The sequence below is a fragment of the Amycolatopsis melonis genome (assembly GCF_040064235.1).
Taxonomy (GTDB): Bacteria; Actinomycetota; Actinomycetes; order Mycobacteriales; family Pseudonocardiaceae; genus Amycolatopsis; species Amycolatopsis melonis.
Window position 1 is genome coordinate 16,354 of sequence record NZ_JBDZYD010000016.1, and the last position, 22,482, is coordinate 38,835.

General features: G+C 70.5%; 22 protein-coding genes and 1 pseudogene. 4 read left to right on the top strand and 19 right to left on the bottom strand.

The window, feature by feature from the left end; translation table 11 throughout:
• Nucleotides 1-13: 13 nt before the first annotated feature.
• Entirely contained in the window at nt 14-877 is an 864-nt protein-coding gene (locus tag ABJI51_RS36255) for a LacI family DNA-binding transcriptional regulator (protein WP_348955884.1), read from the top strand.
• A 7-nt stretch (nt 878-884) separates the two neighbouring features.
• On the opposite strand, the pseudogene ABJI51_RS36260 reads toward ABJI51_RS36255, so the two are convergent.
• The 4 genes and pseudogenes from ABJI51_RS36260 to ABJI51_RS36275 all read right to left on the bottom strand — a co-directional run bounded on the left by ABJI51_RS36260 (nt 885) and on the right by ABJI51_RS36275 (nt 5,292).
• Nucleotides 885-1,787 (bottom strand): annotated as a pseudogene (locus tag ABJI51_RS36260) (aminoglycoside phosphotransferase family protein).
• Nucleotides 1,784-2,893 carry an FAD-dependent oxidoreductase gene (locus ABJI51_RS36265; RefSeq protein WP_348955627.1) on the bottom strand — a complete coding sequence of 370 codons (1,110 nt, stop codon included), beginning with the start codon at nt 2,891-2,893 and terminating at the stop codon, nt 1,784-1,786. The pseudogene ABJI51_RS36260 and the gene ABJI51_RS36265 overlap by 4 nt, the downstream one beginning before the upstream one ends.
• A gap of 66 nt (nt 2,894-2,959) precedes the next feature.
• Nucleotides 2,960-3,934: a ferritin-like domain-containing protein gene (locus ABJI51_RS36270; protein WP_348955885.1), complete on the bottom strand. Its 975-nt coding sequence runs from the start codon at nt 3,932-3,934 to the stop codon at nt 2,960-2,962.
• A gap of 116 nt (nt 3,935-4,050) precedes the next feature.
• On the bottom strand, nt 4,051-5,292 hold the full coding sequence (locus ABJI51_RS36275) for an aspartate aminotransferase type Ic (RefSeq protein WP_348955628.1): 1,242 nt from the start codon (nt 5,290-5,292) through the stop codon (nt 4,051-4,053).
• 63 nt (nt 5,293-5,355) lie between these two features.
• On the opposite strand from ABJI51_RS36275, the gene ABJI51_RS36280 reads away from it, so the two are divergent.
• On the top strand, nt 5,356-5,835 hold the full coding sequence (locus ABJI51_RS36280) for a hypothetical protein (RefSeq protein WP_348955629.1): 480 nt from the start codon (nt 5,356-5,358) through the stop codon (nt 5,833-5,835).
• 461 nt (nt 5,836-6,296) lie between these two features.
• Here the strand turns inward: ABJI51_RS36280 and ABJI51_RS36285 are convergent, their stop codons facing one another.
• The 14 genes from ABJI51_RS36285 to ABJI51_RS36350 form a co-directional block, all read right to left on the bottom strand.
• Nucleotides 6,297-7,454 carry an HNH endonuclease signature motif containing protein gene (locus ABJI51_RS36285; protein WP_348955886.1) on the bottom strand — a complete coding sequence of 386 codons (1,158 nt, stop codon included), beginning with the start codon at nt 7,452-7,454 and terminating at the stop codon, nt 6,297-6,299.
• A 123-nt stretch (nt 7,455-7,577) separates the two neighbouring features.
• Entirely contained in the window at nt 7,578-8,060 is a 483-nt protein-coding gene (locus ABJI51_RS36290; protein ID WP_348955630.1) for a hypothetical protein, read from the bottom strand.
• Nucleotides 8,057-8,521, bottom strand: a complete 465-nt coding sequence (locus ABJI51_RS36295) for a hypothetical protein (protein WP_348955631.1) — start codon at nt 8,519-8,521, stop codon at nt 8,057-8,059. Before ABJI51_RS36295 ends, ABJI51_RS36290 begins: the two co-directional genes overlap by 4 nt.
• A gap of 8 nt (nt 8,522-8,529) precedes the next feature.
• Nucleotides 8,530-9,765, bottom strand: a complete 1,236-nt coding sequence (locus ABJI51_RS36300) for an MCE family protein (protein WP_348955632.1) — start codon at nt 9,763-9,765, stop codon at nt 8,530-8,532.
• On the bottom strand, nt 9,762-10,925 hold the full coding sequence (locus ABJI51_RS36305) for an MCE family protein (RefSeq protein WP_348955634.1): 1,164 nt from the start codon (nt 10,923-10,925) through the stop codon (nt 9,762-9,764). Before ABJI51_RS36305 ends, ABJI51_RS36300 begins: the two co-directional genes overlap by 4 nt.
• Nucleotides 10,922-12,115 carry an MCE family protein gene (locus tag ABJI51_RS36310; RefSeq protein ID WP_348955635.1) on the bottom strand — a complete coding sequence of 398 codons (1,194 nt, stop codon included), beginning with the start codon at nt 12,113-12,115 and terminating at the stop codon, nt 10,922-10,924. The genes ABJI51_RS36305 and ABJI51_RS36310 overlap by 4 nt, the downstream gene beginning before the upstream one ends.
• Nucleotides 12,112-13,143: an MlaD family protein gene (locus ABJI51_RS36315; protein WP_348955636.1), complete on the bottom strand. Its 1,032-nt coding sequence runs from the start codon at nt 13,141-13,143 to the stop codon at nt 12,112-12,114. The genes ABJI51_RS36310 and ABJI51_RS36315 overlap by 4 nt, the downstream gene beginning before the upstream one ends.
• Nucleotides 13,140-14,177 (bottom strand): MCE family protein, encoded by a 1,038-nt coding sequence (locus ABJI51_RS36320; protein ID WP_348955637.1) that lies wholly within the window; start codon nt 14,175-14,177, stop codon nt 13,140-13,142. Before ABJI51_RS36320 ends, ABJI51_RS36315 begins: the two co-directional genes overlap by 4 nt.
• Nucleotides 14,174-15,496: an MCE family protein gene (locus ABJI51_RS36325; protein ID WP_348955638.1), complete on the bottom strand. Its 1,323-nt coding sequence runs from the start codon at nt 15,494-15,496 to the stop codon at nt 14,174-14,176. Before ABJI51_RS36325 ends, ABJI51_RS36320 begins: the two co-directional genes overlap by 4 nt.
• Nucleotides 15,493-16,335, bottom strand: a complete 843-nt coding sequence (locus ABJI51_RS36330; RefSeq protein WP_348955639.1) for an MlaE family ABC transporter permease — start codon at nt 16,333-16,335, stop codon at nt 15,493-15,495. Before ABJI51_RS36330 ends, ABJI51_RS36325 begins: the two co-directional genes overlap by 4 nt.
• The gene (locus ABJI51_RS36335; RefSeq protein WP_348955640.1) at nt 16,335-17,123 is read right to left on the bottom strand and encodes an MlaE family ABC transporter permease; all 789 of its coding nucleotides are present in this window, start codon (nt 17,121-17,123) and stop codon (nt 16,335-16,337) included. The genes ABJI51_RS36330 and ABJI51_RS36335 overlap by 1 nt, the downstream gene beginning before the upstream one ends.
• A gap of 70 nt (nt 17,124-17,193) precedes the next feature.
• Nucleotides 17,194-17,955, bottom strand: a complete 762-nt coding sequence (locus tag ABJI51_RS36340; protein WP_348955641.1) for a glucose 1-dehydrogenase — start codon at nt 17,953-17,955, stop codon at nt 17,194-17,196.
• Nucleotides 17,952-18,809 carry a 3-oxoacyl-ACP reductase gene (locus tag ABJI51_RS36345; protein WP_348955642.1) on the bottom strand — a complete coding sequence of 286 codons (858 nt, stop codon included), beginning with the start codon at nt 18,807-18,809 and terminating at the stop codon, nt 17,952-17,954. Before ABJI51_RS36345 ends, ABJI51_RS36340 begins: the two co-directional genes overlap by 4 nt.
• A gap of 73 nt (nt 18,810-18,882) precedes the next feature.
• On the bottom strand, nt 18,883-19,074 hold the full coding sequence (locus ABJI51_RS36350; RefSeq protein ID WP_348955643.1) for a ferredoxin: 192 nt from the start codon (nt 19,072-19,074) through the stop codon (nt 18,883-18,885).
• A gap of 70 nt (nt 19,075-19,144) precedes the next feature.
• Here ABJI51_RS36350 and ABJI51_RS36355 point away from each other — a divergent pair, with 70 nt between their 5' ends.
• Together ABJI51_RS36355 and ABJI51_RS36360 are read left to right on the top strand one after the other, a co-directional pair.
• Nucleotides 19,145-20,308 carry an acyl-CoA dehydrogenase family protein gene (locus ABJI51_RS36355; RefSeq protein WP_348955644.1) on the top strand — a complete coding sequence of 388 codons (1,164 nt, stop codon included), beginning with the start codon at nt 19,145-19,147 and terminating at the stop codon, nt 20,306-20,308.
• 8 nt (nt 20,309-20,316) lie between these two features.
• Complete coding sequence (locus tag ABJI51_RS36360) at nt 20,317-21,336, top strand: acyl-CoA dehydrogenase family protein (protein ID WP_348955645.1); 1,020 nt, start codon at nt 20,317-20,319, stop codon at nt 21,334-21,336.
• Between the two features lie 34 nt (nt 21,337-21,370).
• Here the strand turns inward: ABJI51_RS36360 and ABJI51_RS36365 are convergent, their stop codons facing one another.
• A complete protein-coding gene (locus tag ABJI51_RS36365) occupies nt 21,371-22,465 on the bottom strand; it encodes a DUF4037 domain-containing protein (RefSeq protein WP_348955646.1) in 1,095 nt (364 codons plus the stop codon).
• Nucleotides 22,466-22,482 lie beyond the last annotated feature (17 nt).

Here is a 22,482-nt window from a genome sequence, read left to right on the forward strand (position 1 = left end):
GCAGCAGTCGGCGATGGTCGGGCTGGTCTGGGACACCGACCACCGCCGCCCCGGCTGGCGGCACCCGTTCCTGCAGGACCTGTTGCTGGGCTTGAAATCCGCGCTCAGCTCGCACGGCTACCACCTGCTGCTGCTCGCCACGAGCGACGACGCCCGCGACCGCCGTCCCGGCGTGTCACTGGCCGACCCGATCGCGTACGTGAGCATGACCCGGCGGCACCACCTGGCCGGGCTGGTGCTCATCGACAGCGGGACCGACGCCGACGCGTTCACCACGTTCGCCCAGTCCGGCCTGCCGTGCGTCGCGCTCGACGTGGCGCTGTCCGGGCCGCGGGCGACGTACGTGACCTCGGACAACGCCGGTGGCGCGGCGGAGGCCGTCCGGCATCTGGTGGCGCTGGGGCACACCCGGATCGCGACCATCACCGGCCCGCGCGGCAACGCGCCCGCCGCCGACCGCACCGAGGGCTACCTGCGCGGGCTGGCCGAAGCCGGGCTGCCGGTGCGCGACGAACTCGTGGTCACCGGCGACTTCTACCGCGAGAGCGGGTTCGTCGGCATGCGGCGGCTGCTGGCCCGCAAGGACCCGCCGACCGCGGTGTTCGCGGCCAGCGACGAGATGGCGGTCGGCGCGCTGCTGGCCGCGCGCGCGGCCGGGCTGCGGGTGCCCGCGGACCTGGCCGTGGTGGGCTTCGACGACATCGAGGTGGCGTCCCTGGTGGATCCCGCGCTCACCACGGTGGCCCAGGACAAGCCGGGCTTCGGCACGGCTGCGGCGGGCGCGCTGCTGGCCATGATCGAGAACGCGGGCGCACCGGAACCGGTGCTGCTGCCGACGAAACTGGTGATCCGCGATTCCTGCGGCTCCCGGTCGTGAGACCGCCTCAAGCGAGCTGCCCGCCGCAGATCTCGTCGAGGACGCGCCGGGCGTTCACGGCTTCGCGGTCGGTGCCGCCCTGGGTGCGGGCGCAGGTGGCGAGGGTCTTCCACAGCGCCCAGCCGCGGCCGCGCGCCCAGCTCGCGTCGTCGACGGCCAGCCGCTCGCGGAACGCCTGGCGGGCTTCGCCGGTCAGCAGCGTTCACGCGATGGCCAGGTCACAGGACGGATCCCCGGCACCGCAGGTCCCGAAGTCGATGACCGCCGCCAGTTCGCCGTTGCGGAGCAGGAGATTTCCTTCGGCCATGTCGCCGTGGAACCACTTCCCCGCCCCGTCCCAGGGTGCGGCCAGCGCGGCCGCCCAGATCTCGCGGGCCGGGCCGGTGTCGACGACGCCGTCGAGCTTCACCAGTGCCCGCTGGGCCACCTCGTCGTAGGTGCTCAGCGGACCGCCCCGGAACCAGTTGTGCTTTCCGGGCCCGGGCGCGACGGTGACGTCGATGTCCTGCAGGGCGGCCAGGAATCCGGCGAGGTCGAGCGCGAACCGGACCGGGTCGGCGATCCGGCCGGTGCTCGCCGGTTCGCCGGCCAGCCACGGGTAGACCGACCACGGGAACGGATAGTCCGCGCCGGGCTTGCCTTCCGCCAGCGGGACGGGAATCGGCAATGGCAGCCGGGCCGCCAGCAGCGGCAGCCAGTGCTGTTCCTTGGCGACCGCCAGGGCGTACTCGGCCGCGCTGGGCAGCCGGGCCGTCATGCCGTCGCCGAGGTGGAACGTGAAGTTGTCCCAGCCGCCGTCGGCGACCGGCCGCACCGGCAGGTCCGCCCACTGCGGGAACTGCTCGGCGACCAGCCGGCGCACGAGCCCGGCGTCGGCGGTGACGCGTTGAGGCGGCGGGCCGAGGCTCATCGGGCGGTGACCTTCGCGTCCCAGTCGATGTGGTGGGAGTAGAGCCAGCCGCGTTCCTCGCCGACGTCCCCGCCCGCGCTCGCGGCGACCAGCTTCTCGACGCGCTCGCGCCGCAGCCCTTCGTACGCGGCGAAAGCCGACGGCGGATCCGGGAAGTCGCGCAGACACTGCGCCAGCACGACACTGTCCTCCAGCGCCATCGACGCGCCCTGCCCGGCCGCCGGCGACGCGGCGTGGGCGGCGTCCCCGGCCAGCACCATCTCCGGGGTCCACCAGACGCGCGTCTCGGGCACGTCGTAGGAGTGCCCACCGAAGACCTCGTCCCCGGTGGCCGCGACGATTCCGGTACACGGCAAGGGATCGCCGTCGAAGGCCGCGTGCGCGAACTCGCGCCAGCCCGCCGGGGTCACCGCCGCGATCTCGGCGCGGGGCCGCTCGAAGTCCGGGATGCGGGCGAACCAGAAGGTCGCGCCGTCCGGGGCGGTCGTGAAGCCGAACGCGGCCCGGCTGCCGCGGATCATCCGGTAGATCCCGGGCGCCGCGGGCAGGCCGGGCGCCCGCGTGTAGCCGTAGACGACGGTCAGCCCGGTGAAGCGCGGTTCGTCCGCGGCCGGGTCGATCAGGCGCCGGACGACCGAGCGCAGGCCGTCGGCGCCGACGAGGACGTCGCCGGTCGCGGTGGTGCCGTCGGCGAACTCGGCCGTGATGCCGCCCGGGCCCGGTTTCGCGCCGACGAGCCGTTTGCCGCGTTCCAGCGGCACACCCCGGCGCGCGGCCTCCTCCTGCAGGACGCGGTAGAGCGTCGCGCGGGTGAGGGTGCGCGGTCCGTCGAGGCCTTCGGTGTCGAACTCCCGCCGCCCCACGGTTTCCCCGGTCGGCGCGACCAGCTCGACCCCGCAGGCGGCGAAGGAAGCGTCGATCACCGGCCCGTCGGCGCCGATCGCGCGCAGGGCGTCCATGCCGTTGTGCATGATCGTCAGGAACGCGCCGATGTCGTCCCCGCCCGCCGGGTAGGCCTCGTAGACGACCGGCTCGTGCCCGGCCCGTTTCAGCGCCATTGCCGTGACCGTGCCGGAGATCCCGCCCCCGGCGACCAGTACCCGCACCCCGTGCCCCCTCGTGACCTCGCGTGCCGCCGTCGTCGACGTTACCGCGACGGCGGCACGCGGGCGTCATTCTTTCGCACCACTGGTGGCGATGTCGCCGTTGAGGCCGCGGGGGAAGAACCCGCCCGAGGACACCTTGTCCGGGTTGAGGTAGGCGATGTTGAGCACCCGGTCGGCCGACCGGCCGAACGCGATGCCGTTGGCGTCCGCGGGAACGAGGTTCGCCTTGCCGTCCTTGAGGACGCCTTCGTCGTCGTCGGCCTTGCCGTCGAGGCTGTCGCGGGCGTCGGACATCTTGTTGGTGACGTCGCCGAGGCCGCGTTCGAACAGGGCCGACCGGACGATGCCGGCGTGGTAGGCCTCGACGGCCATGATGCCGGCGGCCGCGTCGAGGAACGTCTTGTTGTTCACCAGCGGCGCGGCGCCCTTGTAGGCGGACACGCCGACGTCCTCGAACAGGTAGGCGGCGAGGAGGAAGTTGTTCTCGCTCGCGAACGGGTCGAAGGTCTGGCCCTGCTTGATCACGCCCGCGGCCTGCATGGCCGCGGTGAAGCTGTTCTGGAAGTCGATTTCCGGCTGCGCGACGGCGGCCTTGTTCAGCGCCTTGCGCAGGAAGTTCACGTGCGCGACCTCGTCGCCGGCGATCTCCTGGCAGATCTGCTTGACGTGCTCGCTCTTGAACTTCACCGCGTGCCCGCCGGAGACCTTGCCGAGGTTGCCGACGCCGTTGACGTACTTCTCGTTCAGCCCGTAGCCGTAGACGGCGAACGAGTACAGGTTGGCCTCGAGGTACTCCAGGTTCAGCGCGAAGTTCAGCACGGCGGCGTCGCTCGCCGCCTCCTTCGCCGCGTCACCGCCCTGCTGGCCGTACTGCTGTGTGGCCCCTGCCGAGCCGAGGCCCAGCGACAGCGCTGTACCGAGCGCACCGGCGCCCGCGACGCCGAGCCCCGCCGCTCCCGCAGCCTTGAGGAAGCGGCGGCGGTCGGTCGCGTTCTCCGCGCTGCGCTCGATCAGCTGCCGTGTGTAGCGTTTTCCGAACACCGGGGGACGTCCTCTCGTGACGAGTTCGTCCACCTCACCCAACGGTGATACGTACCTGGACGGCCCCCGGCTCGGTCAAATCGGGAAAAAGTTCTTCCCGATTCTGTTTGCGCAGGTCAGCCGCGTTCCGCGACGGCGAGCCGGACGCAGACGGCCAGCGCGCGGGCGGCCTCTTCGAGCTCGGCGAGCTTCGGGAAGGTCGGCGCGATCCGGATGACGGCGTCGGCGGGGTCGTTCCCGTGCGGGTGGGTCGCCCCGGCGGGGGTCAGCGCGACACCGGCCTCCTTGGCCAGCCGCACGACCTCCTTCGCGGTGCCCTGCGGCACGGTCAGCGTGATGAAGTACCCGCCGGCCGGCTTGGTCCAGGACGCGAGGCCGGTGAGCTCCTCGCTGAGGATCCGGTCGACGGCGGCGAACTTCGGCCCGATGATCTCGGCGTGCTTGCGCATGTGGGCGCGGACGCCGTCCTCGTCCTTGAGGAAGCGGGCGTGGCGCAGCTGGTTGACCTTGTCCGGGCCGATGGTGCGCTTGGCGATGTTGCCGGTCCACCAGTCGAGGTTGGCCTCGGAGGCGCCGAAGAAGGCGACGCCGGCCCCCGCGAGGGTGATCTTCGAGGTGGAGCCGAAGACGAACACGCGGTCGGCGTTCCCGGCCTCGGTGGCCAGGGCCAGCAGGTCGGCGAGGGCGGGCTCGTCGTCGGTGAGGTGGTGCACGGCGTAGGCGTTGTCCCAGAAGATCCGGAAGTCCGGCGCCGCGGTCCGCATGGTGGCGAGCCGCTGGACGACGTCGTCACTGAACGTGACCCCGGTGGGGTTGCTGTACTTCGGCACGCACCAGATGCCCTTGACGGCCGGGTCCTCGGCGACCAGCGTCTCGACGGCGTCCATGTCCGGGCCCTCGTCGGTCATGGCGACGGGGACCAGCTCGATGCCGAAGCGCTCGGTAAGCGTGAAGTGCCGGTCGTAGCCGGGCACGGGGGCGAGGAACTTGACCTTCGGCTCGTCGGCCCACCGCCGCTCGGCCCCGGGCAGCTTGCTGAGCATCGCCTGCACGACGGCGTCGTGCATCAGCTCGAGGCTGGAGTTCCCGGCGGCGAGCAGCTGCTCGACGGGCACCTGCAGCGCGCCGGCGAAGATGCGGCGCAGCTCGGGCAGGCCCTTGAGGCCGCCGTAGTTGCGGACGTCGGTGCCGTCCTCGGCCTTGAAGTCGCCATCGCCGGGGAGGCTCAGCAGCCCGTTCGAGAGGGCGAGCTGCTCGGGCGAGGGCTTGCCGCGGGTGATGTCCAGGGAGAGGCCTCGGCCGACCAGCGCGGCGTAGTCGCTGCGGGCCGTGTCGGCGTCGACGGAAGCAGTGGTCATGCCGTCAACGCTAACCCCGGCGTCGATACCATTTCGGGGCGGGTCCTGGCTAGGGTGGTTCGTGTGCATCTCGTAGTCCACGCCGACCAGCGGCAGTTCTCCCTCCGCGACTCCTTGGCCCGGCTGGACGGCAGCGGGTGGACCCCGGAGGCGGTGGAAAGTCACCGGATCGGGGTGGAGCGGGGCGGCGTCGCGATCGCGACGGCGCGGTCGGATGTGGTCGAGGTCTCGGTGACGGTGCTGCCTTCGCCTCCTGAGCTGGTGGCTTCGGCCGAGCACGTCGTGGAGGCGTCGGTGCCGGTGCCGAGCGGGTCCGTGGTGGTCTCCGGGCCTGCGGACTATCCGTCGCAGGAGAAGGTCTTTGCGGTGGAGCCGGGGGTTTACCGGGTGCGGGTGTCCTATGTGCCTGCTGGGCCGCCTTCGGTGACGTGGAACGAGCACGAGTTCGGGGAGCATTACCGGTATGTGGTGGAGCTTTGGCCGGTGACGTCTTCGTCCGGGGTCGAGGTGCTCCGCCAGGGCGCGGCTGTCTGGGACGGTTAGCCGGGGTTTCTGCCGGGTGGTTTTGGTGGGTTCGGTCTGCTGGAACCTCCGCGTTGCGGCCGGACGGGATGCCGTTCGGCTCGGCAGGTGCTTGGCGCATTCGGACGCCCGGGGAGGCTCGGTACCCCTCGCCGAGACGGCCAGATGCTCGGCGCGTTCAGTCGCCCGAGGGAGGTTGGAACGCAGGGCTCGGAACCTCACGCCGACGCGGCCAGATGCTCAGCACATTCGGACGCCCGACGGATTCGGAAGGCAGAACTCGCCGAGGCGCTCCTATCCGAGGAGTGACCCGTGTGGACAGATGCTCAGCCGGTTCCGCCGCTCAATGGCTGTGGTGGCAGCCGGCAAACTGATTCGCGGTAGTGAAACTTCACTGACCGAGCCGATCCCTGCTGCGAAGACCGCTTGTGGTTTGGGCGTGGGTGTAGGCCCGTAGCCGTGTGGCTGCGGGCCTGCCCCCGTCACGCCGCGAATGGCAGCGGTTCGTGGAGGTTGTTGCGCCGGGGTTTTCGGCGTTTGTCCAGCCACACCGGTGGCAGGAACTCCGGTAACCCGTCGGCGGCGATCCGGACTTCCCATCCGGAGCGGTGTAGCAGCCGGTGGTGGTGGGCGCACATCAGCACCAGGTTCCCCAGTTCGGTGGGGCCGCCTTCGGACCAGTGCCGGATGTGGTGGCCCTGGCAATGCCGGGGCGGTCGATGGCAGCCGGGGAAGGCGCATCCACGGTCGCGCAGGTACAGGGCCCGGCGGATGCCGGGTGGGACGAGGCGTCGGAGGCGTCCGACGTCGAGGGGTTCGCTGTGGCTGCCCAGCACCGCGGGGATGATCATGCAGTCGCAGGCGTGCAGCCGCGCTTCGGCGGCGGAGATGGTGCCGGTATCACCGAGGAGCGCCTTGCCGATGCCGGTCTTCAAGTCCTCGAGGGAGATCGCGACCATCACGTGCGCGCGTTCCCCGGCCTGCATCGGCAGCTCCGGGGAGTTGGCGGCGAGGTCGATGGCGTCAGAGAAGGCGTCGCCGTAGCGTTCCAGCGGGGAACGCAGGTCGGGACCTTCGTCGGTGGAGCGCCGCTGGGCGAGGGCATCCAGGACCGCGCTGGCCCGTGTCCCGGTCTCGTCATCGAACCGTCCGTGCAGCTCCCAAACTCCGGATCTCTTGCGTCGCAAGGACAGTTCGCGGTCCGGCCGGGCGGGTTCGGTGTCCTGAGGAGGCTGGCCGTCGGGATGAAGGTGGGCCAGGATGCGGGAGCAGAGAACGGCGACCTGCTTGTGCCCGGCATCGGCAGCAAACCCCAGCAGGTCCTGCTCGACCCGATCCCGGTGCTCAAGAGGAGTATCCCGCAGCACACCAACGATGGTGTCGATCATCGGGTTGCTCAACCGCCCCTCCCGCGCCACGACAGCAACCTCGGGAGCCAAAGCGGGAAGCGGCGTGCCGTCGAGGGCAAGACCGGGATGGAGATGCCGGGAACGCTTGATCAGGACTTCAGCAGCCTGCCGGGGAACATCGGCAAGGTGCTCCAGAAGCCGCGCCACAGAACGGTATCCGAAGAGATCCATGACCCCGCGCTGCTCCACACCCACGAGAAGAGCACCGAGCGCGGCTTCACAGGACCGCATGGTCGCGACCAGCTCACCGATGCGGTCGGCGATGGCGACCGCATCGGCGTGCAGGGCGAAGGTTCTGTCCACAAACCCAGGTTGCCCCATCTTCGAACACCCGTCATCACTCGACGAGGTGATTCACAGTGCCGTCAACCCGGAGATCTTCCAGCGCCCGTCGATTCGTTGCGCGGTAACGCTGAGCTGGGCCACCGATGACGCCGGTGCTCCCCCGGCCGCACTCACGGTCTGCTGGTCCAGGAACAGCAACAGCGAAGCCGAATCACCGTGCAGGGAACGCACGCCGACCGCACGGACCGTCGTGGTCCGGACCACCTTCTCGGCCACAGCACGGGTACGTGCCGAAGCGAACTGGGTCTGGTACTGACGGACCGCGTCGCCCGTCAGGACTTCCGAGGCCGCGCGCTCGGTGCGGGACAGATTCGCGTAGTCGTAGGAAAACACCGCCTTGACCGCATCGCTTACCTCGGCAGACACCGAAGCCGTGGCCGGAAGATCCACCAAAGCCTGATTGTCCCCTGGGGACAACGAAGCCGCTTCGATGCCGAACCACATGGCACACCCCAGCGCCAGCACCACGACAGCCAGCAGGACCCGCTTCACGACCCGGCCGCCTGGACGCCCGAGACCTTCCAGCCCGACGGCGACCGCAGGACGTCCACCGTCAGCCGGTTCATGCGAGGCGTGGCGGGGGCGCCGCCGGTTGAGACACGGACGTCCAGCACCGCCAGCAACCTTGCCGAGTCAGGGGAAATCTCCGTTACCGCCGCCTGGACCAGCGAGGCCGACGATACCGTTCGGGCCGATACCGCGCGGTCGATCTGCAGCTGGCGGTCACCCGACAGGTCCTTTCCGTACTGGCCCGCCGTGGCCGCCAGCCAGCGGTCCACGTCCGCCGCCGCCGTGCGGTAGTCGATGGTGTTCAACGTGACCAGCTCGGGGCCCGCTGCCGCCAGAACCGCGTCGCGGTCGCGGCCTCGGGCAAGAGAGTCATCGGACGCGGCTTGCCACCAGGACCAGCCTGTGACACCCGCCGCCAGCACGGCCAGGACTGCCGCTGCCACCAGGAGTTTCACGGTGCACCCAGCAGCTTGCCCAGCCCGCCCGCCGACGGACCGCTCAGCAGGCTCAGCATGCCCGGCAGCTGTGCCTGGGCCGGCACCGACGCCGTGGCCGAAGGCGCCGCGGGAATCGACGGCGGTTTGCCCGCGTACGGCGCGTTCTGCGCCCCTCGGACCCCGGTCGGACTTCCCGGTGGCTCCGCGCAGTACGCGTTCATGTTCACCGGTGCCTCGGACGTGTCGTTCGCCGGACGCTGTTTGGTTCCTTCGTAACCCTTCGTGCAGGAGACCGGGTCGAAGAAGTTGAACACCACGCCGAGGTGACCCGTGCCGTCCGGGGACGTCGACGGTGAGAACGCCGAAATGATCGGGTACGCCACCAGGAGTTCCTCGATCGAGTCCTTGCGGGACGTCGTGATCTGGGCCGTGGTCAGCAGGTTCGCGAACAGCACGCCCAGGTCCGTTCCCGATGCCGCGAGGACGTCGCTGATCTGCCTGCTCAGCTGCGGTGCCTCGGCGATCACCCGCCGCAGGTCCGGGTCGGACTTCTTGAGCTGCCCGGCAATCGTGCGCAGACCCGAAGCGAAGTCGGTGATGTTCGCCGCCTGGCGTTGCTGGGTGTCCAGCACGATGCGGGAGTTCGCCAGCAGGCCCTGTGTCTGCGGGACGTACTGGGCCGCGACGGCGGTCAGCGAACCCGTGCTGTCCAGCAGCTGCTGCAGCTGCGGGCCGGTACCCGCGAACGCGTCGTACGTCTCGTCGACGACCGTCCGCAGCGACTCCGGGTGCACGCTCGCGACGAGATCGTCCAGGTGCGCGAGCACCGTGTCCGGTGAGGGCGGCAGCGACGTCTTGTCGGCCGTGATCACCGAGCCGTCCTCGAGGTACGGGCCGCCGTCGTGCTGCGGGAGGAGGTCGACGAACTGCTCCCCCACCGCCGACCGGTTCGCCACCTGCGCGTGCGCGTCGGCCGGGATGTCCGGGGCTCCTGCGTCGATGTCGAGCGCCACGTCGACGCCGTGCTCGGTCAGCGTCAGGCCCGACACCCGGCCGACCGTGACCCCGCGGTAGGCCACCTCGGAGTTGACGAAGATGCCGCCGGAGTCGGTCAGCTGCGCCGTGACGACGTACCCGCGGCTGCCGAAGAGCCGGTCCAGTCCCGCGTACCGGCCGCCGGCGTAGACCACCGACACCACCGCGATGACGACGAACGCGAACAGCTGGACGCGGACCTTGCGCGTGGTCACCGGCCACCTCCGAGCAGCCCGAGCAGCCCGCCCAGCAGGTCCGGCCCGGCCGCCTGCGGGCCGGGGCCGAGGTCGGGCAGCGGCAACGGCGGCGCGGCAGGCTGCTGCTGCCCGCCGATGCCGGACGGCAGCTGGATCGGCGGCTGCGACGAGTTCGCGAAGTTCGAGATCAGCACGTCCAGGTCGAGGTTGACGTTCGCCTCGACGTTCGCGTAGTCGCCCTTGATCACGTTGCCCGCGTAGTCCGGGAACGGGTAGGTGAGCAGGATCTGCAGCGCCTTCGGCAGATTCGACCCGGCTTCGCCGAGTTTCGTCAGTGTCGGCTGCAACGCCTTGAGGTTCGCGACGAGCTGGTCCCGGCTCTTGGACACGGTGTCCACGGCGACGCCGGACAGCGTGTTCAGCGCGCTCAGCATGGCGACGAGCTGGTCACGCTGGTCGGTGACGATCTTCAGGCCCGGCGCGAGGTTGTCCAGCGCGTTGGTCAGGTTCTGTGTCTGGCCGGTCAGGGTGTGCGACAGCTTGTCGAGCCCGTCGATCGCGCGGAGGATTTCCGTGCGGTGGCCGTCCAGCTGGGTGGCCAGTTCGTCCACTCGGGACAGCAGCGCACGGATTTCCGGCTCGTTGCCCGACAACGCGTCGTTCAGCTCGTGGCTGATCTTCTGGATCTGCTCGACGCCGCCGCCGTTGAGCAGCAGCGACAGCGCGCCCAGCACCTCTTCGACCTCGGGGTTGCGGTTGGTGCGCCCGAGCGGGATCTGCGCGCCGTCACCCAGATGACCGGTGGCCGGTTCGGCCGACGGCACGCTCAGCTCGACGAACTTCTCGCCCAGCAGCGAAGACTGCTTCAGCTCGGCACGCGCGTTCGCGGGCAGCGCGATGTCCCCGTTGACCGTCATGGACACCAGCGCCGAGCGCGTGTCCGGGGTCAGGGTGATCTTGTCGACGCGCCCGACCGCGACGTCGTTGACCTTCACGCTCGACTGCGGCACCAGGTCGAGCACGTCGGTGAACAGCGCGGTGACGTGGTACGGGTGGTCGCCGACGTCGGCGCCGCCCGGCAGCGGCGTGCCGTAGAGGCCGTTGAACCCGCCGTCGCTGCAGCCGGCCAGCACGAGCACCCCGGCCAGCGCTCCGGCGATCCGTCTGCGCCCGTTCACTTCGCACCGCCGGACAGCTGTTCCATCACGTCGACCAGCGGGAGCGGCAACGGCGGGAGCGTCCCGTTCTGCAGCGAGTTGAGCACCTGCGGGATACTCGGCAGTTTCAGGGCGCCGTCGAGGATCGGCGCCAGCTGCTTGCAGATGTTCCCCAGCGTGTCCGGGACTTCCTTCGGCGTGAACGAGCTGATCAGGCGGCACACGGTGAGGATCGGCGGGTGGGTCAGCTCGTTGAGGTTGTCGCGCACGGCGATGGTGCCGGACGCGGCGTCATAGGAGTTGATGAAGTTGGTCGCGCCGGTCGGCGCGATGTCGAGGACCTCGGCCAGCGCCGCGCGTTGGTCGACCAGGACCTTCGACAGCGACGCCAGCTTGTCCACATTGGACTCCAGGGCGGCCTTGTTGTCGTTGACGAACTGCTGGACGTCGCCGAGCGCGCCGCCGAGGGACTGCAAAGCCGCACCGACTTCGGACGAGTCCGCGGCGAGGAACTGGCTGACGTCGGCGACGCGGCCGTAGAACTCGTTGAGCTGCTGGTCGCTCTGGGCCAGCGCGCCGGTGAACGAGTTCAGGTTCTGCACGGTGGCGAACAGGTCGTCCTTCGAGCCGTCGAGGGTCTTGGCCAGCTCGGCGAGCCGCCCGACCGTCGAGTTCAGCGCGGTACCGTTGCCCTTCAACGTGTTCGCGGCGGTGTCGAGCACGCCGGACAGGGCGCCGTTCTTGTTGGCGCCGTTGGGTCCCAGCGCCGTCGACAGCTTGTCCAGGCTCGAATACAGGTCGTCCAGCTCCACCGGCGTGGCCGTGCGCTCCCGCGGCAGCACCGTGCCCGACGCGAGCACGGGACCGCTGTCGTAGGCCGGGGTCAGCTGGACGTACCGGTCGCTGACCAGGCTGGGCGCGACGACGACCGCGCCGACGTCCGCGGGCAGCGAGACGTCGTCGACGCGCATGTCCACGCGCACCGCGTCGCCCTGGGGCGTGACACCGGTGACGCGGCCGACCGGCACGCCCAGCACCCGCACCGACGACCCCGCGTAGAGTCCGACGGTCTTTCCGAAGTAGGCCGACAGCGTCGTGCCGGTGGTGGTGCGGAACACCAGCCACAGCCCGGCGGTGACGAGCAACGCGAGCACGCACGCGAAGCCCAGCCACGTCACCAGGCTGCGGCCGCGGTAGGTGCGGATGGTCATCGGCCGCCCACCCCCTGGTTCGGCGCCGCGATCGGCGGCGTGCAGCCTTCGGGGTTGATGGTGACGACGCCGGCGTTGATGGTCGGCGGCAGCAGGCCGCACAGGTAGCCCTCGAACCAGCGGCCGTTGCCGGTGGCGTTGGCGCCGACGCGGGCGAACGGCGCCATCAGCTGCAGGCTCTTGTCGAGGTTGCCCTGGTTGCGCTGCAGGATGTCAGTCACCTTCCCGAGTTTCTCCAGCGTCGGTTTCAGTTGCGCGCGGTTGTCCTGGACGAGCCCGGTCAGCTGCTGCGACAGCTGCTGGGTGCCGGTGAGCAGGGCGTGGATCGCGGCCTTGCGGTTCTGCAGCTCGGTGAGCAGCAGGTTGCCGTCGCTGATCACGCGTTGCAGCTGGGCGTTGCGGTCGGACAGCGTCTTGGACACCTTGCTGGTGTTGGCCAGCAGCGTGTGCAGGTCACTGTCTCTTGAGGACACTGTCTTAGCCAGTGACGACAGTCCGTTCAGCGTGTCCTTGAGGTACTGCGGGCTGTCCTTGAGGCTGTCGGAGAGGACGGTGAAGCTGTCGGCGAGCTGCTGGGTGTCGATGTCGCCGACGGTCGTCGACAGCTGCTCGAAGGCGTCCTGCAGCTGGAACGGCGTACGCGTGCGCGCCTGCGGGATGGTGTCGTTCGGTTCCTGCGCGCCGCTGCCCTTCGGGTCGAGGGCGAGGTACTTCTCCCCCAGCAGCGTCTTGATCTCGATGGACGCCGTCGTCGCGTCGCCGACCCGGATGTCCTTGACGCGGAAGCGGACCAGGACCTGCTTGCCCTTCAAGGTCACCGAGGACACGGTGCCGACCTTGACCCCGGCGACCTCGACCTCGTTGTCCGGCGCCAGTCCCGCCGATTCGCCGAAGTAGGCCGAGTACGTCGTGCCGTTGCCGAAGAACGGGAGCTGGTCGGAGAAGTACGTCGTGGCCGTGACGAGCACGATCAGCACCAGCGCGACCGCGCCCACTCCGGCCTGGTTGCGTTCCTTCAGCGGCTTCACGGACCACACCTCTCCGCGCGCTGCGTACCGGGAATGGGGACGATCGGCAGGGTGATGTCGAGCGAGGAAATGCCGATGGTGCCGGTGATCCCGCACAGGTAGTAGTTGAACCAGCTGCCGTAGGACAGCGTCCGGGTGAACTTCTGCAGATTGCCCGGCAGCACCTCGAGGAGGTGGTTGAGCAGCTGGCCGGAGTCGCCGAGGTTCTGCGACAGCGTGCCCAGCTGGGCGACGTCGTCCTTCAGCACCGGGCGCGCGTCGGCCAAGAGCCCGGTGGTGGACACGGCGAGGTCGCCGAGCGCGCTGACCGCGTCGCCGATCGGCTTGCGCTGCTCGGCCAGGCCGCTGACCAGCTTCTGCGTCTGCTCGATGAGGTCGCCCAGCTGCGGGCCGTGCGCGTTGACCGTGCCGAGGACGGTGTTGAGGTTGGCGATGACCTGGCCGATCACCTGGTCCTTGCTCGCGATCGCGCTGGTCAGGGACGCGGTGTGCTGCAGCAGGCTGGTGATCGTGCCGCCCTCGCCCTGGAACACGCTGATGATCTCGGCCGAGAGCTGGTTGACGTCCTTCGGGCTCAATGCCTTGAACAGCGGCTTGAACCCGTTGAACAGCACGGTGAGGTTCAACGCGGGTTTCGTGCGCTCGGGCGGGATCGTGCCGCCGTCGGGCAGCGTCTTGTCCCCCGGGACGTCGGTGCCGAGCGCGAGGTAGCGCTGGCCGACCAGGTTGCGGTACTTGATCGTCGCGGTCACCGTCTCCGGCAGCCGGTAGGTGTGCTCGACCTCGAACCGCACCTCGGCGAGGTTCCGCTCGCCCTCGACCACCGCGATCGAGTCTACCTGGCCGACCTTGACCCCGGCGATGCGGACGTCGTCGCCTTCCTTGAGCCCGGACGCGTCGGTGAACTTCGCCAGGTACCCGGAAGTCTCGCCGAAGTTCGTGTTCGCGATCGTCGCCGCGAGAATCCCGGTGAGCAGCACCGTGACGACGGCGAACACCCCGAGCTTGATCAGGGACGGGACGAAACTCCTCACTTCAGTTCCACCTCCGCCCCGCGGTAGAGCGGACCGACGAGCAGGCCCGCCCAGCCGGGCACGTCGCCGGGCGAGGTGCCGAGCGCGGGCGAGGCGAGCAGGTCGATCAGGTCCTTTTCGTAGGCCGAGCCGACGATCGTGCCGTCGCCGCCGACGGCCCCGCCCCCGGCGGGCAGCTCCTCGGGCGGGTACTTCGGCGGCGGCGGCTTGCTGGAGCCGTCCTTGATGGCGCCGTCCGGCGGGTACTGCGGCCACACCCCGGGATGCGGGACGCTCGGGTAGCAGCGCGGGCCGCGCTTGTCCTCGTACTTCGGCTCGTCGACGCCGGGCAGGTACTTGCCGCGGCTGGCGGCGAACTCGATGGTGACCCGGCTGACCTCGGGATGCGCGGTGCCCTTGCCGAAGGCGAGTTCCGCGCGCGGCACGGACTCCGCCAGCTGCCGCAGCAGGCACGGGTACTCGGGCGCGTACTTCGCGAGGACGTCCAGCGTCGGCTGGACCGCCGTGGTGAGCCGGATCAGGTTGTCCTTGTTCACCTGCAGGAAGTTCGTCAGGTCAATGGACGCTGCCGCCACGGTGGCGTAGAGGTCGCTCAGCCGGGCGCGCTGGTCCACGATCGTCCGGCTGGTCGTGGTGAGGTCCGACAGTGCCTGCAGCAGGTCCGGCGCCGCCTGGGTGTAGGTGTTCGCGACGTTGGCCAGGCCGGTGATGTCGGCCTTGACGTCCGGCAGCGACGGGTTCAGCTTGCCGAGGTAGTCCGACAGCTGCGCGAGCGTCTGGCCGAGCTGCTTGCCGCGGCCGTCGAGCGCGGTGGCCACCGCGGTGAGCGTGCTCGACAGCTTTTCGGGCTGGACCGCCTGCAGCAGCGGCATGACGTCGTCGAGGACCTTCTGCAGCTCGATCGCGGCGCTGCTGCGGTCCTGCGGGATGACGTCGCCGGCTTCGATCGGCCGTTCCTTCTTCTCCGGCAGCTGCAGGGCGACGTACCGCTCGCCGAAGAGCGTCTTCGGCAGCAGCCGCGCGGAGACGTTCTTCGGGATGACGGACGTCTTGTCCGGGTCCAGGGCCAGTTCCAGCTCGGCGTGGTCACCCTTCGCCTGCACCGACCGGACTTCGCCGACGAGCATGCCGCGGACCTTGACGTCCCCGCCGGTGCGCAGCTGGCTGCCGACGCGGTCGGTTTCCAGCTTCACCAGCGTCACCGGCGTGAACGCCTTGTTGTAGACGGCGAGGGTGAACGCGACGAACACCGCGGCGACGAGCAGGAAGGCGAGCCCCAGCACCTGGTACCGGAGCCGCTGCCACAGCTCGCGCCTCATCCGGAAATCCTCACCGTCGTGTTCGCGCCCCAGATCGCCAGGGACAGGAAGAAGTCCAGCACCGAGATCAGCACGATCGACGTCCGTACCGCGCGGCCGACGGCGACGCCGACCCCGGCCGGGCCGCCGCTGGCGTTGAAGCCGTAGTAGCAGTGGGACAGGATCACGAGCACGCTGAACACGATCACCTTCCCGAACGACCACAGGACGTCGCCGGGTGGCAGGAAGAGCGTGAAGTAGTGGTCGTAGGTGCCCGCGGACTGGCCGTAGAGCCAGATGGTGATCTGCCGCGACGCGAGGTAGCTCGACAGCAGGCCGACCGCGTACAGCGGGATCACCGCGGCGACCCCGGCCAGCACCCGCGTCGTGACCAGGTACGGCATGCTCGGCACGCCCATGACTTCCAGCGCGTCGATCTCCTCGGAGATGCGCATGGCGCCGAGCTGGGCGGTGAACCCGCAGCCGACGGTCGCGCTCAACGCGAGTCCGGCGGACAGCGGTGCGACTTCGCGCGTGTTGAAGTAGGCGGAGATGAACCCGGTCAGCGCGGCCGTGCCGAGCTGGTTCAGCGCGGAATAGCCCTGCAGGCCGACGATCAGGCCGGTGAACAGCGTCATCCCGATCATCACGCCGAGCGTCCCGCCGATGACGGCGAGCCCGCCGGTGCCGAAGCAGACCTCGGTCAGCAGCCGCAGCGTTTCCCGGCTGTACCGGCGGATCGTGCGCGGCGACCAGGCGAGCGCTTTCGCGGCGAACGCGAGCTGCTTGCCCAGGCCTTCCAGGCTCTGGCCCGGGCGCGCGAGGTACTCGAGGGTGCGGTCGGCGTCGACGGCGGTCATCACATGGCCTTCGGCGGGACGATCCGCAGGTAGATCGCGGTGAGCACGACGTTGATGAGGAACAGCAGCAGGAACGTGATGACGACGGCCTGGTTGACCGCGTCGCCGACGCCCTTCGGCCCGCCCGCCGGGTTCAGCCCGCGGAACGCCGCGACGACCCCGGCGACGAAGCCGTACAGCAATGCCTTGATCTCGCTGATCCACAGGTCCGGCACCTGCGCGAGCGCGTTGAAGCTGGCCAGGTACGCGCCGGGCGTGCCGCCCTGGAGGACGACGTTGAAGAAGTAGCCGCCCAGGACGCCGACGACGCTGACCAAGCCGTTCAGCAGCACCGAAACCACCATCGCGGCGAGCACGCGCGGCACGATGAGGCGCTGGATCGGGTTGACGCCGAGGACTTCCATCGCGTCGATCTCTTCGCGGATCTTGCGCGCGCCGATGTCCGCGCAGACCGCGCTGCCGCCGGCGCCCGCCACCAGCAGCGCGGTGATCAGCGGGCTGGCCTGCTGGACGATGGCCAGCGCACTGGCCGCGCCGGTGAACGACTGGGCGCCGATCTGCGCGGTCAGCGAGCCGAGCTGCAGGGCGATCACCGCGCCGAACGGGATGGCCACCAGCGCGGTCGGCAGGATCGTGACGCTGGCGAAGAACCAGCACTGCTGGATCCACTCGCGGGCCTGGAAGGGGCGCTTGAAGATCGCGCGGAGAACTTCCCAGGAGAGCGTCGCGAGCCGGCCGACCTGGGTCAGGGCCGCGGTTCCCGGGAGCGCGCCAACGCTGTCGCTCACCACACCTCCCAGTAGTCAGTCACCCCCGAGTCTTACTCCCACACCCGGTGCCCGGTTTTGTTAGCGGTGTTCACTGGAAATTGAGCGCATGCGTCGCCGTCGCCCCGCCGTCGGCCACGAACTCCGCTCCCGTGCAGTACGCGCTTTCGTCGCTGGCCAGGAACAGCACCAGCTTCGCGACGTCTTCGGGCTGCCCGACCCGCCGCAGGGCGACCTTCTTCCCGACGTACGACATGTCGACTTTCTGGCCGCCCGCCGCCGTCTCGACCATCTTGGTGTCGATCGCGCCGGGGTGCACCGAGTTGACCCGGATCCGCTTGCGGCCCAGCTCCATGGCCGCGACCTTGGTCATCCCGCGGATCGCGAACTTGCTCGCGGTGTAGGCGACGAGGTAGGGCATCCCGGCCAGACCCTCCACAGAGGACACGTTGACGATGGAGCCACCGCCGGCGGCGGTCATCGGTTCAACGACCGAGCGCATCCCGAGAAACGCCCCGATCTGGTTCACCCGGATCACGCGTTCGTAGTCGGCCAGCGTCGTCGTCGCCAGCTCCGAGAAATGGAGGATGCCCGCGTTGTTGACCAGCACGTTCGGCGCGCCGAACTCGGTCGCGGCGCGGGCGACGGCGGCGGCCCAGTCGTCCTCGCTGCCGACGTCGAGGTGCTGGTAGACCGCGTGCTCCCCGAGGTCGGCGGCCAGCTGCTTGCCTTCGTCGTCGAGGATGTCGGCGATCACCACCTTCGCGCCTTCGGCGACGAACGCCCGCGCCGCGGCCTCGCCCTGGCCGCGCGCGGCCCCGGTGACGATGGCGATCTTCCCGTCCAGCCTCACGACTCCTCCAGGATCTCGGTGGCGGCGAACATCCGGCCGGGGTCGCGGCCGTCGAAGAACGCGCTGACGGACGTCTCGAGCTCGCCGAGGCTCCAGCGCTGCTCGATCCGGGGCGCCCCGACCAGCGCGACCGTGCCGCCGTGGACCACGAACACCTGGCCGTTGACGTGCTCGGCCGCGGGCGAGGCGAGGTAGGCGACGAACGGGGCGACGTGCTCGACCGACAGCGGGTCGGTTCCCTCGGCGGGCGCGGCCCCGAACACGCCTTCGGTCATCGCCGTGCGCGCGCGGGGGCAGATCACGTTGGCGCGGACGCCGTACTTGGCCAGGCCGCGGGCGGCCGACATGGTCAGCGCGGTGATGCCCGCCTTCGCCGCGGCGTAGTTCGGCTGACCGGGCGAGCCGATGAGGAACGCCTCCGACGCCGTGTTCACCAGCCGCCCGTACACCGGCTTCCCGGCCGCTTTCGACGTCTCGCGCCAGTGCCTGGCGGCGTTGCGGGACAACAGGAAGTGGCCGCGCAGGTGGACCCGCAGCACGGTGTCCCAGTCGTCGTCGGACATCGAGAACAGCATCCGGTCGCGCAGCACGCCCGCGTTGTTCACCACGATGTCGAGCCCGCCGAGGTCGAGCGCGGCCTGCGTCAGCGCGTCGGCGGTGGCGCGGTCGCCGATGTCGCCGGCGACCGCGACGGCCTTGCCGCCCGCCGCTTCGATCTCGGCGACGACGTCCTTCGGCTCGCTGAGGTCGTTGACGACTACAGTGGCTCCGCGACCGGCCAGGGCGAGCGCTTCGGCCCGTCCCAGCCCCGCGGCCGCACCCGTGACGATCGCCGTCCTGCCGGTCAGGCTCACGCGAGGCCTCCTCATCGAGTCCCGGATCTCGCGCCCAGACTAGAATCTGTTCTCGCCATAGGCAAGACCCAGATCAACCCGCAATGAACAGGGCATTCTTGGGACAGCTCTTCACCGCATCGGAAACACGTTCTATCTGGTCTTCCGGGACCGCGCCCGGCCGGATGACGAGTTCCTCGTCGTCGTCGAGGTCGAAGACGTCCGGCGCGAACCCCACGCACACCGCGTTCGCTTCGCAGAGCGAACGATCGACGCCGATCTCCATGCTTCCTCCGCCGCGTGAGTCCTGGTACAACTAGAACAGGTTCTAGTATAACGCCGGATCGGGGTGACGGGTGCGGATCGACTACACGCCCCAGCAGCGAGCGCTGGCGGCCGAGCTGCGGGAGTACTTCGCCGAGCTGATGACGCCCGAACGGCGCGCCGGGCTGCGCTCGGGCGGCGGCGAGTACGGCGACGGCGTTGCCTACAAGGAAATCGTCCGCCAGCTGGGCAAGGACGGCTGGCTGGCGCTCGGCTGGCCACGCGAGTACGGCGGCCAGGGCCGTCCGATGCTCGACCAGCTCATCTTCACCGACGAGGCCGCGATCGCCGGGGTGCCGGTGCCGTTCCTGACGGTGAACACGGTCGGCCCGACCATCATGCGGTACGGCACCGACGAGCAGAAGGCGTTCTACCTGCCGAAGATCGCCGCGGGCGAGCTGCACTTCTCGATCGGCTACTCCGAGCCGGAGGCGGGCACCGACCTGGCGTCGCTGCGCACCCGCGCCGAGCGCGACGGCGACGAGTACGTCGTCACCGGGCAGAAGATGTGGACCAGCCTGATCGAGTACGCCGACTACGTCTGGCTCGCCGTCCGGACCGATCCGGCGGCGAAGAAGCACCGCGGGCTGTCGATCCTCATCGTGCCGACGTCGGCGCCCGGGTTCTCGTGGACCAAGGTGCACACCGTCGCGGGCGCGGGCACGAGCGCGACCTACTACGACGGCGTGCGCGTGCCGGTGTCGGCGCGCGTGGCCGGGGAGAACGCGGGCTGGCCGCTGATCACCAACCAGCTCAACCACGAACGCGTCGCGCTGACGTCGTCGGCGCCGATCCGCAAGGCCCTCGCCGACGTCGTGGCGTGGGCGAAGGAGACCGGCGCCATCGACCACGAATGGGTGCGGCTGCACCTGGCGCGGGTGCACGCGGGCGCGGAGTACCTGAAGCTGCGGAACTGGCGGATCGCCTGGGCGGCCGCGGCGAGCGAGCTGGGCCCGGCGGAGGCGTCGGCGACGAAGGTGTTCGGCACGGAGTTCGCGATCGAGGCGTACCGGCTGCTGATGGAGGTCCTCGGCGAGGCGGCCGTCGTCCGCGACGGCTCGCCGGGTGCGCTGCTGGCCGGGCGGATCGAGCGGCTGCACCGGTCGGCGCTGATCCTCACCTTCGGCGGCGGCACCAACGAGATCCAGCGGGACATGATCGCCGCGACCGCACTCGGCCTGCCCGTCACGCGCTAGGAGCGTCCATGGACTTCACCCCTTCCGAAGCGTCGGTGGACCTCGCCGCGCTCACCCGCCGGATCCTCGCCGGCAAGGCCACCCACGAACCACACGGCACCGGCGGCTTCGACGCTCCCTTGTGGACGGCCCTGGCCCAGGCGGGTGTGCTGGACGCGGCACTGCCGTCGTCCTTGGGCGGCGGCGGGTTCGGGCTGCCGGAGCAGTGCGCGGTGCTGACCGAGATCGGCCGCGCGGTGGCGGCCGTGCCGTACCTGCCGTCGATCACGATGGCGGCCTCGGCACTGGCGGAGTTCGGCACCCCGGAGCTGGTGGACCGCTGGGTGCTGCCGGTACTGCGCGGCGAGCGCGTGCTCGCGGTGGCGCTGTCGGGCTTCACGGCGGCGGACGGCCGGGTGTCGGGCACGGCGTCCGCGGTGCCGTACGGCGCGTTCGCCCACGGCTTCCTGGTCGCCGCACCGGGCGCGGTGTTCCTCGTCGACGCGGCCGCGTCGGGCGTGTCGGTCCGGCCGCAGGCGACGACCGACCACGCCGACGCGTGCCTGCTGGAGCTGTCGGACGTCCCCGGCGTGTCCCTGGGCGACATCGGCGAGTGGCTGCGGCTGCGCGGAACGGCCGGGGTCTGCGCGCAGCAGCTGGGCGTGGTCGAGCGGGCACTGGAGCTGACGGCGGCCTACGCGGCCGAGCGCAAGCAGTTCGACCACGTCATCGGCGGCTTCCAGGCGGTCCGCCAGCGCCTCGCGGATGCCCACCTCGACGTCGAGGCGGTCCGCCTGACGACCCTGCAGGCGGCGTGGCAGCTGGCCTCGGGCGTCCCGGCGGCGGAAGCGGTGGCGACGGCCAAGTTCTGGGCCGCGGAAGCGGGACACCGGGTGGCCCACACGACGGTCCACATCCACGGCGGCGTCGGCATCGACGTCGACCACGAGGCCCACCGCTACTTCGCGACGGCCAAGCGTCTGGAGTTCCAGCTCGGCCCGGCGACCGCGCAGCTGCTGACCCTGGGAGACCTGCTCGCGCGCGGCTAGGTTCGTGCGTCCGGGGTTCGTCGGCAGCGCGACTCTAGGTCCGCCTCCGCTGCAGCGCTGCGGTCACGGCGCGGGCCGCGGCCGGATCCGTCAGCAGATCAGCGTTGTCGGCGAACTGGTCCACGGCGCCGGTGAGCGGACGAGCGCGGAGCCCGGGGTCGGTGATGCCGCCGGCGAGGGCCCGGCTGAACCGTCCGGCGTGCAGGACCCGGAACGGGCGGTCGTGGTAGGGCCGGGTGCCGGGATCGAGCGGCTCGGTCAGCCCGAGCCGGTTGTGCCACGCGGCGATCGCCGAGTACGCCTCCGCGAGACCGGCTTCGCGGTCCTGCCACGTCGTGGCGGCGAGCGCCGCGGTCAGTGCCGGGGTGACGGTCGCCGCGGCGGGCAGCCGGGCGAAGGCGCTGCCGAGCCACTTGGCGTACGGCGGGTAGCGGCGGTGCATGAGCAGGCTCAGGCGCATGAGGTCACGCACCAGGCGGGCGGCGACGACCGCCGAGCCCAGCTCGTCGCCGACTTCGCCGCACCGGCCGACGAACGCCTCCTCCTGCGCGATCCGCTGCCACTGGCAGGCCAGGACATAGCGCCAGACCTGCTCCGGGTACCAGGCGAGGCGGGCACGAACCGCCGTCAGTTCCCCGATGGGGTCGCCGAACACCGCGCCCGCGGTGAGCTCCGCCAGGCTCTGGGTGGGCGTGGCCAGCCAGTCGTCGACGGTCAGGTCCCGCCGCGGGTCGAAGCCCAGCCGCCCGCGGCACCATCCGGCGAAGGTGGCGACGTCCACCCGGTGGCAGACCGGCCCGTCGGTGACCGCCATGCGGCCGACGTGCGCGTCCGCGGTGGGGACGAAGTGCGTGGGATACCCGAGGAACGTCTTGGGCAGCTCGCCGCTCAGCATCGCGACCACGTCGCCGGCGAGTCCGGCGTCGTCGTCGCGCAGGAACAGCTGCAGGCGCGGCCCCCATTCGTGGTCGGCGGACCGGGCGGTGTCGAACCCGAGCACTTCCGAGCCGGTGCCGATGCGCGCGGCCGCGTGGGGCAGATCGCCGAAATGCCTGTGCAGCAGCGGCCGGACCGCCTCGTCGTAGAAGCGGCGCGACAGTTCGAGCCCCGGCAGGAACACGGCAGCCATGGACCGCATGGTGCCGC

Bases quoted from the DNA above. Each gene is read 5' to 3' on its own strand.
- ABJI51_RS36285 (WP_348955886.1), bottom strand. From the start codon at position 7,454: ATGCGGTCCTGTGAAGCCGCGCTCGGTGCTCTTCTCGTGGGTGTGGAG.
- ABJI51_RS36255 (WP_348955884.1), top strand. From the start codon at position 14: ATGGTCGGGCTGGTCTGGGACACCGACCACCGCCGCCCCGGCTGGCGG.
- ABJI51_RS36365 (WP_348955646.1), bottom strand. From the start codon at position 22,465: ATGGCTGCCGTGTTCCTGCCGGGGCTCGAACTGTCGCGCCGCTTCTAC.
- ABJI51_RS36275 (WP_348955628.1), bottom strand. From the start codon at position 5,292: ATGACCACTGCTTCCGTCGACGCCGACACGGCCCGCAGCGACTACGCC.
- ABJI51_RS36360 (WP_348955645.1), top strand. From the start codon at position 20,317: ATGGACTTCACCCCTTCCGAAGCGTCGGTGGACCTCGCCGCGCTCACC.
- ABJI51_RS36350 (WP_348955643.1), bottom strand. From the start codon at position 19,074: ATGGAGATCGGCGTCGATCGTTCGCTCTGCGAAGCGAACGCGGTGTGC.
- ABJI51_RS36310 (WP_348955635.1), bottom strand. From the start codon at position 12,115: ATGACCATCCGCACCTACCGCGGCCGCAGCCTGGTGACGTGGCTGGGC.
- ABJI51_RS36330 (WP_348955639.1), bottom strand. From the start codon at position 16,335: ATGACCGCCGTCGACGCCGACCGCACCCTCGAGTACCTCGCGCGCCCG.
- ABJI51_RS36325 (WP_348955638.1), bottom strand. From the start codon at position 15,496: ATGAGGCGCGAGCTGTGGCAGCGGCTCCGGTACCAGGTGCTGGGGCTC.